The sequence below is a fragment of the Streptomyces sp. NBC_01537 genome, from assembly GCF_045040445.1.
In the GTDB taxonomy this organism is placed as follows: domain Bacteria; phylum Actinomycetota; class Actinomycetes; order Streptomycetales; family Streptomycetaceae; genus Actinacidiphila.
The window spans coordinates 9,397,376-9,409,383 of sequence record NZ_CP109392.1 but is presented as its reverse complement, the minus strand read 5'-3'; the positions used below and the strand labels follow the sequence as shown (position 1 = coordinate 9,409,383).

Here is a 12,008-nt window from a genome sequence, read left to right as displayed (position 1 = left end):
GTCACGGTGGCTGCACGCGGCGCGCCAACCTGCGGCCCCAGGTCTGGCTCGGCGCTTCAACGTAACGGTAGGTCAGCAGGCACAGGGGCAGCAGCACGGTGAAGAACGCCACTTCGAGCGCGAGGCTGTCCTGCCGCCGTCGGCCGATGGTGCTGTCGATCACCGCCAGCAGCACCGGATGCACCAGGTAGACCGAGTAGCTGATCGTTCCCAATCCGGTCAGCATCCGCGGTATGCGCCGGCGGCGCGACGCGAGTCCGACGCCGAAGGTGAGCACAGCCAGCAGGAATGCGACGATCCAGCCGCGCCGTGTGAAGTGCTCATCGTCGCCGTACCAGTACGCGCTCCCCACGGCACAGGTGACCACCATGACGGCAGTGCCAGCCGCACAGCGCCAGGTGCTCTGACCGTTCTCGGCACGGTAGACGGCCGTGCCGAGGAACATCACGGCGAGGATCACCAGGCCCTCCCACATCGGGACCGTGCCGTTGAACGGGACCAGGACGAGCGCCAGCACCCCGCCCAACACACCCCCGAACCCCCGGAGCACGGGTGACCTGGCGCTTGCACAGCAGATGGCGACCCCCATGGCGATCGAGGCAAACGCGATCAGCGGGCCGGTGCCGACCAGGCCGGACAGGGCAGAGGCCGGCAGCACCACCCCTGCCGTCACGCTCACAGTGGCGAGCACGGCCAGGACGACGGCGACCGCCGCAGACTGCTGGTGAAGGCGAACCGTGAAAAGAGCGACGACCAGCAGGTAGAAGGACATCTCGTACGAGAGCGTCCACAGGACGAGCAGGAGACTGGGTGTCCCCAGTAACTCCTGGAGCATTGTGGCGTGGGCGACAGCCACGGTGGCGGCACTCTGCTGACCGAAGTCACGCATCTCCGCAATGCCCAATTGGTTGACGGCAAGGAGCACAGTGACGACAGCCGCCCACAGCGGGTACACACGGAAGATCCGTCCGATCCAGAACGTCCGGACGCAGCCCCGGCGCTCCAGCGACGCGGGGATGATGTAGCCGCTCACCAGGAAGAACACCATGATGCCGTAGCGGCTGGTGTTGAACTGCGGCATCAACTCCTGCCGGAAGTCCGCCATGAAGGCATACGACGAGTGGTCGAACACCACGACGAGCGCGGCGATGCCGCGCAATGCGTCCAGCCAGCCCAACCGCGACGGACCAGCCGTCGCAATGGCTGCCAGTAATCGTGTCATAACGGAGAGTGAGTATTCCGGTGAAGCAGGGACGCGGGATGGGGATTCCATGCGTGGACAGAGTCCTCTTTGGTGAGGTGTTCGTTGGGGTTGTCGTGAGGCGGGTGCCGGCGCCAAGCCTTCGATCCTGCTAACGAGGGTGCCGCCGTTCAGTGGCTGCACCTGGCCCCTGTTCACCGGCCGCCTCGGGCTCGGTTCCTGTGCACTGCGCTCACATCACCGAGTCCAGCGGCTGGAGCATTGTTCGGCAGTACCGTTCTGGCGGCCGAACAAAGAAACGGGGTGCCCGAGCCTTTCGGGTGTCATAGAGGTACAGGGGCGGCTGGAGGGGGTGAAGGTGTGGCGGGGCGTCGTGAGGTGCCGGTGGATCCGGCGGCGGGTCCGGTGCAGCGGTTCGCGTTCGAGTTACGCAAGCTGAGGGCGGAGGCGGACGGGATCACCTACCGGTCGCTGGCCCAGCGGGCGGGCTACTCGATGACCACGCTGTCGCAGGCTGCGGCGGGCGAGCAGTTGCCGACACTGCCGGTGGCCCTGGCCTACGCGGGGGCGTGCGGTGGAGACCTGGCGGAATGGGAGGCCCGGTGGAAGGAGGCGGTGGAGGAGTCCGCCGGTGACGGCTCTCGGGACGACGAAGGATCACTCACGCCGTACCGGGGTCTGGCACGGTTCGAGACCAGGGACAGCGGCCTGTTCTTCGGCCGGGAACAGCTCACCGCCGGCCTGGTCGACCTGCTGCGCCGTCGGCGGTTCGCCGCGGTCTTCGGCCCCTCCGGCAGCGGCAAGTCCTCCCTGCTGCGGGCCGGCCTGATACCCGTCCTCCGGCGCGCTCAGCAGCCGGGCCCGCGCCCGGCCGCGATCCGGATCCTGACACCGGGCGAACGCCCCGCCCGCAATCTCACCTCTCTGGAACAGTCCCGCTAACTGCACGACCAGTCCTCTGAAACCGGCTGCCGGCGACCGCGCGATAGGACCTCACCGCATCACCACGCAATCCGGCGGCCTGCGGGGTCAAGGCGGGCGAGCCGGTGCTCTCACCTGCGGTGACCGAGCAGCCGGCTGGGCGAGCGGGAACGGGCACCGCCCGCGCCGCGGCCAGCTGGGTGGTTGCGGGTGCGTTGGCGGCCGCCGGCCTGTGGGCGAGGGGCTTTCCCCCACCCCGCCCCTTCCCGCTGCATCCGATCAGCGGCTGGCGCCGCGTGGCGGGCTCCGCCCGGACCCGCCGGGGGCAAGCCCCCGGACCCCGAACGCCCTTCGGGCGTGTCCTCAAACGCCGGACGGGCTGAAGTGAACGTCTCCGGCCGGGAGGGGACACGCCGGGGTTCTCCCGCAGCGCGACGAGCGAGGATCCCGGTTACCAACAAGGCCGACCAGAGTCGCGAGCGCCGAGGAGAGATCCCCGGTGGTGGCACCGACCCCCAGGCCAACCAGTCCGTCCGGCGCTTGAGGACGGAACCGCCAACCCCGACCAACGGCACCGCAACGCGGCCACCGCACCGGGCTCAGCCGACGTGGACCCGGGGCCGGCGGTCCCGGTCCGGCTCGGCCTCCCGCAGGACTTCGCGGGTCGTGGGGGCGACTTCGCCCTGGCCGAAGAGGAAGAAGCGCAGGAACTGGGTGAAGGGGTTGCCTTCGGTCCACTCGAAGTACATGTGGGGCCGCTGGCCGGTGGTGTCGCGTACGTGGAGGAGCAGCGCGGCGAGGGCGTTGGGGATGGAGGAGCTCTCCAGGCTGAGGACGCGGTAGCGGCCGTGCAGCACCTCGCCCCGCACGGTCAGTCCGGCTTCGAATTCGGAGGCGTCCAGGACGGTGACCTCGACGAAGACGAAGTCGTCGGATTCGGAGAGGTCGTTGTCGGCGCGGATCTGCTGGGTCTTGTCACGGTATTCCGCGACATCGCGGCGGTCGGGCTCGTTGGCGATGAGGCGGATCTTGCGGCTGGCGATGTCGCGGACGAATCGTTGCGCCATGTCGTCGAGTTCGACGCTGGTGACGCGCAGTTCGAAGGCGCGGGCGAGCCGGGACAGCAGCGAGACGAGCATGATGCCGGCGATGAAGCAGGCGCCGATCTTCACACCGTCCGGCCGCTCCACGACGTTCACGGCGGTGGTGTAGAGGAAGACCACGGAGATGACCGCGAAGCCGATCATCCAGTTGCGCTGCCCGGCTTCGCGCGCGGCGATGGTCACCGCGATCGCCGCGGAGCTCATCAGGACCAGCACACCGGTGGCGTACGCGCCGCCCTGGGCGTCCACGTCCGCGTCGAAGATCCAGGTCACCAGGAAGGCGACGAGGGTGAAGACCAGCACCATCGGGCGCACCGCGCGCGCCCAGTGCGGGGCCATGCCGTAGCGGGGCAGGTAGCGGGGCATCAGGTTGAGCAGCCCGGCCATCGCCGAGGCGCCGGCGAACCACAGGATGGCGATGGTGGAGAAGTCGTAGACGGTGCCGAAACCGCCGCCCAGATACTGGTGGGCCAGGTAGGCCAGGGCGCGGCCGTTGGCGGGGCCGCCGTTCTCGAAGTCCTTCTCCGGGATGAGCAGGGTGGTGATGAAGCTGGTGGCGATCAGGAAGACGCTCATGATGACCGCGGCCGTGGTGAGCAGCTGCTTCGTACCCCGGATACGCCCGGCGGGCCTCTCCTCGGTGTCACCGGGGTCGCCCTCGACGTGCGGCATGACCGCGACCCCGGTCTCGAACCCGGACATGCCCAGCGCGAGCTTGGGGAAGATGATCAGAGCCACGCCGATCATCACGAAGACGTTCCCGTGCTCGGCGGTCAGCCCGTGCGTCCAGTCGGTGACCACATGCCCCTGCGTGGCCACATGCCAGAAGCCGACCACCACGACGACCACATTGAGCGCCAGATAGATCCCGACCAGGACCACGGCAACACCGATGGCCTCCAGGAAGCCCTTCATGAACACCGCGCCCAGCAGCGCGACCAGCACCAACGTGATGACCATCTGATAGCTGTGCAGCACGCTCGTGAAATGCGGGTTCTCCACCAGGTGGGTCGCCGCGTCCGCCGCCGACAGAGTGATGGTGATCAGGAAGTCGGTGGCAGCGAAACCCAGCAGCGCCAGCACGAACAGCTTGCCCTGCCAGAACGACAGCAGCCGCTCCAGCATCGCGATCGAGCCCTCACCATGCGGACTCTCCTCCGCCACCCGCCGGTACACCGGCAATGCCCCGGCGAGAGTGACGATCACCAGCACGATCGTCGCGATCGGCGACAGCAGCCCGGCGGCCAGGGCCGCGATGCCCGGCTGATAGCCGAGCGTCGAGAAGTAGTCGACGCCGGTGAGGCACATCACCCGCCACCACCGCTGCCCCTTGTGCGCGGCAGGAGCCTGCGCGGCAGTGCCCTTGCCGGACTGGTGCCTGGCCATGTCGGACAGACCTTCCAGCATCCACGCGCGCAAACGGCTGGTATGGACGGGGGTGGCCATCGACGTGCTCCTGTCGTACTCGTACGGCGAAATGATCCCGCCATCGACGAGACGGCCAGGTCAGAGTACGCAGCCGGACCCAGGACACCCGCCGGCGAATAGTGAGTATTCAGCGGGTTTGAGGCGAGGGCCACTTACCTGTGTCCGAGTCGGCCGCGGGGTACCCACGGCTCCGGTGCGACGACGGCTCTCGCTTCGCGCACCCAGGTGTCCCGGCCCTCGCGATGTCCTTGACCTGTGAAAACGGCGGTGAACGCGCCCTGTTCGGGGTTGCGGAGACCTCGGCTGACGCACCGGACTCCGGAGGATTTCGCCCTACTGAGGCACCTGCGCGGAGCCGTGGCGTGACGCAGAGTCCCTCACGGCGTCCCGACGGGTACCCGTCGATTCCATACGCGTTCTTAACGCGCCTTTTACGGTCCTGGGGGCGTCCTGGCGACGACCGCAGTCAGGACACGCACGGCGGCCGCACCGGTGTTGGTCAGCAGGGCGACCGGCGGCGCCACCCACCGGTCCAGGCTGCGCTGCACGTCCGGATCCAGCTCGATGGTGATCCGGACGTACCTGCTGCTCAGCGTGGTCACGTTGGGGGTGCGGGGTCCCGGGTCCGCCTGTCCGCGCTGCAGGGCCGCGCGGTAGTTGTCCTTGCGCTGGTTCATACGCCTTCCTGACGCTTGAGGAGTTCGTTCGCGAGGTCCATGTAGGCCGTTTTCTGGGCGCGGACCGGGCCGCCGAACGACTGGGAGTACAGGTCGAGGCGGGCGATCTGGGTGTCGAGCACGTCGAAGCCCCGTTCCGCGAGCACCTCCCGGGCGTCGGCGTCGGGACCGGTGCGGGTGGTTTCGGGGCGGTTGGTGCGGTTGAGCAGGACGGCGGTGCGGGCCGGTTCCGCGCGAAGGGACTGGACGTCGCCCATCTCGGTTTGGATGGGGGCCATCCGGTCCAGCTCGATCGGGGCCGGAGTGACCGGCACGATCCACTCGTTGGCGTGGCGCATGACACTGCGGGCGATGCGGGCGTGGTCCTCCAGTTGCGGGGCGTCGTGCACCACGGCCTGCCGCCCGCCGAGGAAGTCGTCGACGCGGCGGTGCACATCGCCCACCGGAAGGGCGATCACCGGAAAGGGGAAACCTCCGGCGAGTTCGCTCCAGCGCAGGGCGGAACCGGCCGGGTCGCCGTCCACCAGCAGCGGGGGCACCCCCAGCTCGTACAGCGCATGGGCCAGCCAGACAGCGCTGGTCGTCTTCCCGACACCGGGCTTCAGATTGATGAACGCACAGCTCAGCAGCACATCCGCCACCGTATTGAGCCCGGCCGGTCCACGCCGCCCGGCGCGCGGAGACGATGCCAGGGTTCACCCGACCCGATGTCCTCAGGCGTGCGGGGGCCGGCCACTGAGGTGGTGGTCGGCGAGGTTCAGGGCCTCGTCGACCATGCGCGCGAGGTGGCCGTCGCGCAGACCGTAGATGACCCGGCGGCCGTCCTTGCGGGAGGTGACCAGGCCGGCGAGGCGGAGTTTGGCCAGGTGCTGGCTGACGGCGGGCCGGGCCGCGCCGCAGGTCTCGGTGAGGGTGGTGACGTCGGCCTCGCCGGTGGTCAGGGCGTGCAGCAGCATCAGCCGGGTGCGGTCGGCGAGGAGGGCGAGCACCTCGGCGGCGAGGGTGAACTGTTCCTCACCCGGGGTGCGCGGGTGCGCATCGTGAGCAGGTGAGAGGTGCGTGCGTGCGCTCATACGCACATAATGGTGGCGTACGCACGCCGCTGTCCAGCGCGTGCCCCCTGCCCGGCGTCCGGCCCACCGGAGGAGAACCCGACGTGAGCGACCACTCCCACCACCACTCCCCTGCCGGCCACACCCACGACCATGAGCACGCCCACGCCCACGACCACACCCATGACCCGGTCCGCCGGTCACGGCTGAGGCACCGGCTCACGCACGCGGTCAGGCCGCACTCGCACGACGCGTCCGACAAGGTGGACGCCGCGATGGAGACCTCCGCCGAGGGGATGCGCACGCTGTGGATCTCGCTCGCGATCCTGGGAGTGACCGCCGTCCTCCAGCTGGCGGTCGTGGTCCTGTCCGGGTCGGTGGCGCTGCTGGGCGACGCCGTCCACAACGTCGCCGACGCGCTGACCGCCGTCCCGCTGGGCGTCGCCTTCGTCCTGGGCCGCCGGGCGGCCAACCGCCGCTTCACCTACGGCTACGGGCGGGCCGAGGACCTGGCGGGCATCGTCATCGTCCTGACGATCGCCGCATCGGCGGCGTTCGCCGCCTGGACGGCGGTGGAGCGGCTGCTGCACCCGCGCGAGATCGGCTACCTGCCGGCGGTCGCCGCCGCGGCCGTGATCGGGTTCGCAGGCAACGAGTGGGTGGCCCGCTACCGCATCCGTACGGGGAAGCGGATCGGCTCGGCCGCGCTGGTCGCCGACGGCCTGCACGCCCGCACCGACGGCTTCACCTCGCTCGCCGTGCTGCTCGGCGCCGGCGGCGCGGCGCTGGGCTGGCGGCAGGCCGACCCGATCGTGGGGCTGGCCATCACCGCCGCGATTCTGCTGGTGCTGCGCGACGCCGCCCGCGAGGTCTTCCGCCGGGTGATGGACGCCGTCGACCCCGCCCTGGTCGACGCCGCCGAGCAGGCGCTGCGGGAGGTGGCGGGCGTACGCGAGGTGGGCGAGCTGCGGCTGCGCTGGATCGGGCACACGCTGCGCGCCGAGGTCGCGGTCGTCGTGGACGGCGAGCTGAGCGTACGTCAGGCCCACCATGTAGCCGTCGACGCCGAGCACGCCCTGCTGCACACTGTGCCGAGGCTCACCGCCGCCCTGGTGCACGCCGACCCCGCCCCGGCGCCGGGCTCGGAGGACCCGCATCTGGTTCTCGCGCACCACAGCGGCTGAGGCCCGACGCTGCGCTGGACCGCGTACACCCCTCCCTGAACTGACCTGAGCAATCGCTGTCAGACAGCTTTGGAAAGTCTTTGTGCCGTGGTTGCCAGGGGCAATAGCGTTGGCGCGCATTGTCACTGTTGATCAAGAGGGGGTAGTGGGATGTTTCGTCAGAAGTCCCGAAGAAAGCCGCTGCGGGCATTGGGAATTAGCCTGCTCGCTTCGCTGACTCTGGTGGCCCTGGCAACCGCGGTGGGACAGGCTCAAGCGGCGTCCGGTACCGACTCGGTTGCGGCCGTTGCCGCTACCGCGAATGCCGCCGATGCCACCGAGGCCGGTTCGTTCTCCGAATCCGAGTTGTGGGATTCAACCGATGATGACGCGTACGCAAACTTTCATGTGCAGGGCCTGTCGGTGATCCCCGCGGGAATCGTGCCGCCGGCGGGAGGGCAGGCGCTGCCCGACGACGTGGTGCTCACCTTCACCGAGGGCCGGACCCTTGCCAGCGACTCGAGCCCGAAGGATCTGCTCCTTCGCCGCAGTGTGGACGCGGGGCGCACCTGGTCCGCCAGCACGGTTGTGGTCTCGCGTGATCAGGACAACCTGAGCGGGGGCAACCCGACGCCGGTGGTGGACAAGCAGACCGGCCGGGTGTGCTTGTTCTACAAGGGGCCCGGCTCGACCATCTACGTCAAGCGAAGCGATGACGCCGGCGCCACGTGGTCAGCCGCCGAGGATCTGACTCCGCTGTTCGCCTCGAACCCGCACAGCTGGACGCTCAACAGCCCGGTACCGGGCCATGGAATACAGCTGCAGAACGGTCGGCTGCTGATTCCCGTCCAGCACCGCGCTTCCAGCGACGACGTCCGCAACTACGGCGTCGACTTCCTGTACAGCGACGACCACGGCAGCGCCGGTTCGTGGCAGCGGAGCGCCGAGGTGCCGATGGATCCCGCCTATCCGATCAACGAAAGCCGCATTTTTGAACGCGAGGACGGATCGGTCGTCATCAACGGCCGGTGGGGACCTGGCGGTACCCGCTATCGCATCACCTCGACCAGTACCGACGGCGGGCTGACCTGGGCCGCGCCGGCGATCGACGGCGCGACCGGAATCTTCGGCGCGGTCGATGCGGGCATGCTCCAGTACAGCAGTGGCTCGGTCGACCGACTGCTGTTCAGCCGACCGGATTCGTCGGTCCGGGAGAACATGACCGTCTCGATCTCCTACGACGAGGGGGCGAGCTTCCGCTACAGCCGAGTGGTCAATCCGGGCACGTCCTACTACTCCGACCTTGCCCGGTTGTCCGACGGAACGATTCTGCTGGTCTACGGCCGCGACGGCGACGTAGCCACCTACCCCGAGCGCATCACGGTCGCCCGGTTCGATCTCGAGTGGCTGACCAAGGGCAGGGACAGCCTTGCCTCCGGCCCCGGGCTCACCCAGTACTCGTACGAAATGGCCACCTCGGACGCCCGAACCGAAACGGGCGCGTCCGTGCCGATCCTGTCCGATGCCAACGCCAGAGGCGGCAAGGCACTGCGCTACGGGGCCTCTGATGTGGGCGACGACTACATCGAGGTCCCGTTCAATGTCGCGCAGGCAGGCGACTACGAGGTGGCCGTGCGATTCCACCGCAGCTTCGGCCAAGGGCAGATTCGCACGAGCATCGACGGCGCAGCACTCACCCAGGGGCTGGTCGACCCGACGCTGACGATGAGTCTGAAGACGACCGATGCGGTCTATCAGGATCAGGGCTATCAGGTCTATCAACTGGGATCGGACACCCTGACCGCCGGCCAGCACACGGTCCGGTTCACCCTGGCCGCCGTGGGGCGTGCCGGCGGCAAGGCCATCGCTCCCGACCAGCTGACCCTGACCTCGGGCGGACAGCCCGCGGACATGCCGAAGACGGTGGCGGACAACGACTTCGTTCCGGGCTTCGAGGATGTCTCGGACTCCTGGACCGACGTGAACAGTGTCACCGGGGCCTACGGGCGCAGCCATGCCACGCATGCCGCGGGGACCGGCACCAACAAGGTACGGTTCCGGCCCGATGTGCCGATGAACGGCGTGTACGAGGTCTCCACCTGGTTCAGGGCGCAGAGCGGCCAGGCGTCGAATGCCTCCTACGTGATCAACCACGCCGACGGCCAGACGACGGTCCCGGTGAATGAGACGTCCGGCGGCGGCCGGTGGGTGGTACTCGGCGAGTACACATTCTCCGGTGGTGGCGACGGCACGATCGAGCTCTCGGATGACGCCGACGGTACGGTCATCGCCGATGCGGTCCGCCTGGCCTATCGGGGCGCCGTCACGGACAACGACTCGACCGGATACACAGCGGTCTCCGGCACCTGGAACGCGGGGGCCACCGTCACCGGGTTCCAAGGGCAGAACTACCGCACCCACGCCGCCGGCACCGGGACCTCGGTCGTGCGCTGGCAGTCGCCGGTCCGGGCAAGCGGCGGCTACGACGTGTCCGTCTGGTACACGGCACACACCAACCGCGCCTCCAACGCGCCCTATACCGTCAAGGACGCCAACGGCTCCACCCTCGTGCACCGCGACCAACGCGTAAACGGGGGCCAGTGGGTCTCCTTGGGCAAGTTCTCGTTCACGGCCGGAACCCTGGCCACGGTCGAGCTGTCCGACGCGGCCGACGGGTATGTCGTGGCCGACGCTGTGCGCTTCACCTACCAAGGTGTGGTCGTCGACGACGAGGATGCCACCGGCTATTCCGTGGTCTCCGGCACCTGGATCTCCCCAGCGACCACCGTCGACGGGCACTACGGGGACAGCTACAGCGCCCACGCCGCGGGCACCGGGACCTCGGTCGTGCGCTGGCAGCCGGCAGTGGCGGTGAGCGGCGTGTACGACGTAGCCGTCTGGTACACGGCACACACCAACCGCGCCTCCAACGCGGCCTACACCGTCAAACACGCCAACGGCTCCACGGTCGTCAAGATCGACCAACGCATACACGGAGGCCAATGGGTCTCCTTGGGCAGCTTCTCGTTCACCGCCGGAACCCCGGCCACGATCGAGCTGTCCGACGCGGCCGACGGATACGTCGTGGCCGACGCCGTGCGCATCGTCGCGTAGATACGTACCGCTCGGGCCCGCCGGAACACCAACCGTTCCGGCGGGCCCGTGTGCTTCGGTCGGTCCGACTACGAGGTGCAGGCCGCCGCGTTGAGGGAGAAGGCGGTCGGGGCGGCGCTGTTGCCGGTGTGGGTGGCCTGGTAGCCGATGGAGGCGGCGGCGCCGGGGGCGATGGTGGCGTTGTAGGGGGCGTTGGTGGCGGTCACGGTGCCGGTGGGCGGGCTGTAGGTGGCGTTCCAGCCGGAGGTGATGGTCTGGCCGGGGGCGAGGTCGAAGCGCAGGGCCCAGCCGTTGACGGGGGTCGTGCCGGTGTTGGTGATGGTGAGGGAGGCGGTGAGGCCGGTGTTCCAGGCGTTGGTGGTGACTGCCACCCGGCAGGTGGTGCCGGGTGCGGGCGTCGTGGCTCCGCCGTCCAGGCCGAAGAAGGTGATGGCGCGGGCGGCCATGCCGCCGGAGGGCAGGGCATGGCCGACGCCCTGCACGCTGATGGCCTCGACGGGCGCCTGGTCGCCGGTGGAGCCGTAGCGGGTGCGGGTCCAGGCGGTCTGGGGCGAGTCGGTGAGGGCAGGGGTCTGGGTGAGGCCGTGGACGTTCGTCCATTGCTTGATCTCTTCCCCGAAGTTGGGGTAGCGCAGGATGTCGTCCTCGGTGCCGTGCCAGAGCTGCATACGCGGCCGGGCCCCTGTGTAGCCGGGGTAGGCGGCGCGGACCAGGTCGCCCCACTCCTGCGGGGTGTGGGTGACGGTGCCGTTGGCGCAGGCGCTGTTCCACTCGGAGCCGTCGGTGGTGGCGAAGCAGCCGAAGGGGACGCCCATGAAGGCGGCGCCGGCCGCGAAGACGTCCGGGTAGTCGCCCAGCAGGACGTTGGTCATCATCGCGCCGGAGGAGGCCCCGGTGACGAAGACCCGGCCGGGGTCGGCTCCGTACGTACGGGTCACCCAGTCGACCATCGACCGGATGCCGACCGGGTCGCTCCCGCCGTCCCGGCGCAGCGCCTGGGGCGAGGAGACGTCCCAGCACTTGCTGCTCCGGGTGACGGACGGGTAGACGACGATGAAGCCGTAGCGGTCGGCGAGCGAGGCGAACTCGGTGCCGGAGTAGAACACCGGGCCGGTGCCGCCGCAGTAGTGGGCGGCCACCAGGACCGGTGGGTGCGCGGTGACGCTGTCGGGGACGTACAGGTACATCTGGAGGTTGCTGGGGTTGGTGCCGAAGTTCGTGACCTCGGTGAGGGCTGCGGCGGAGGCCGGGGGCGCGGTGAGGAACATCGCCGCGAGCAGGGCGCTGAGTAACGCGCCCAGGAAGGATCCGACGGGCGCCGGTCGGGGCTTGGTGGACATGTCGCCGGT

At 69.2% G+C, this 12,008-nt stretch carries 8 protein-coding genes and 1 pseudogene; 3 read left to right on the top strand and 6 right to left on the bottom strand.

The features are described 5' to 3' along the window. Nucleotide 1 precedes the first annotated feature (1 nt). Nucleotides 2-1,222, bottom strand: a complete 1,221-nt coding sequence (locus tag OG607_RS43025; RefSeq protein ID WP_405735549.1) for an acyltransferase family protein — start codon at nucleotides 1,220-1,222, stop codon at nucleotides 2-4. A gap of 339 nt (nucleotides 1,223-1,561) precedes the next feature. On the opposite strand from OG607_RS43025, the pseudogene OG607_RS43020 reads away from it, so the two are divergent. After that, a pseudogene (locus tag OG607_RS43020) lies at nucleotides 1,562-2,113 on the top strand (helix-turn-helix domain-containing protein); the annotation flags it as partial. A 608-nt stretch (nucleotides 2,114-2,721) separates the two neighbouring features. On the opposite strand, the gene OG607_RS43015 reads toward OG607_RS43020, so the two are convergent. From OG607_RS43015 to OG607_RS43000, 4 genes are all read right to left on the bottom strand, one after another. Beyond that, a complete protein-coding gene (locus OG607_RS43015; protein WP_405735547.1) occupies nucleotides 2,722-4,671 on the bottom strand; it encodes an amino acid transporter in 1,950 nt (649 codons plus the stop codon). Nucleotides 4,672-5,084: 413 nt separating this feature from the next. Further along, nucleotides 5,085-5,330, bottom strand: a complete 246-nt coding sequence (locus OG607_RS43010) for a hypothetical protein (protein ID WP_405735545.1) — start codon at nucleotides 5,328-5,330, stop codon at nucleotides 5,085-5,087. Then, nucleotides 5,327-5,962 carry an AAA family ATPase gene (locus OG607_RS43005; protein WP_405735543.1) on the bottom strand — a complete coding sequence of 212 codons (636 nt, stop codon included), beginning with the start codon at nucleotides 5,960-5,962 and terminating at the stop codon, nucleotides 5,327-5,329. Before OG607_RS43005 ends, OG607_RS43010 begins: the two co-directional genes overlap by 4 nt. Nucleotides 5,963-6,043: 81 nt before the next feature. Continuing rightward, nucleotides 6,044-6,403: an ArsR/SmtB family transcription factor gene (locus tag OG607_RS43000; protein WP_405735541.1), complete on the bottom strand. Its 360-nt coding sequence runs from the start codon at nucleotides 6,401-6,403 to the stop codon at nucleotides 6,044-6,046. Nucleotides 6,404-6,486: 83 nt separating this feature from the next. On the opposite strand from OG607_RS43000, the gene OG607_RS42995 reads away from it, so the two are divergent. Both OG607_RS42995 and OG607_RS42990 read left to right on the top strand, forming a co-directional pair. Then, nucleotides 6,487-7,566 carry a cation diffusion facilitator family transporter gene (locus OG607_RS42995; protein WP_405735539.1) on the top strand — a complete coding sequence of 360 codons (1,080 nt, stop codon included), beginning with the start codon at nucleotides 6,487-6,489 and terminating at the stop codon, nucleotides 7,564-7,566. A gap of 402 nt (nucleotides 7,567-7,968) precedes the next feature. Then, nucleotides 7,969-10,659: an exo-alpha-sialidase gene (locus tag OG607_RS42990; RefSeq protein WP_405735537.1), complete on the top strand. Its 2,691-nt coding sequence runs from the start codon at nucleotides 7,969-7,971 to the stop codon at nucleotides 10,657-10,659. A 68-nt stretch (nucleotides 10,660-10,727) separates the two neighbouring features. Here OG607_RS42990 and OG607_RS42985 read toward each other — a convergent pair whose 3' ends face one another. After that, nucleotides 10,728-11,999 (bottom strand): PHB depolymerase family esterase, encoded by a 1,272-nt coding sequence (locus tag OG607_RS42985; RefSeq protein WP_405735535.1) that lies wholly within the window; start codon nucleotides 11,997-11,999, stop codon nucleotides 10,728-10,730. Nucleotides 12,000-12,008 lie beyond the last annotated feature (9 nt).

Excerpts from the sequence above, each read along its gene's own strand:
- OG607_RS42985 (WP_405735535.1), bottom strand. The coding sequence starts at position 11,999 with ATGTCCACCAAGCCCCGACCGGCGCCCGTCGGATCCTTCCTGGGCGCG.
- OG607_RS43010 (WP_405735545.1), bottom strand. The coding sequence starts at position 5,330 with ATGAACCAGCGCAAGGACAACTACCGCGCGGCCCTGCAGCGCGGACAG.
- OG607_RS43025 (WP_405735549.1), bottom strand. The coding sequence starts at position 1,222 with ATGACACGATTACTGGCAGCCATTGCGACGGCTGGTCCGTCGCGGTTG.
- OG607_RS43000 (WP_405735541.1), bottom strand. The coding sequence starts at position 6,403 with ATGAGCGCACGCACGCACCTCTCACCTGCTCACGATGCGCACCCGCGC.
- OG607_RS43015 (WP_405735547.1), bottom strand. The coding sequence starts at position 4,671 with ATGGCCACCCCCGTCCATACCAGCCGTTTGCGCGCGTGGATGCTGGAA.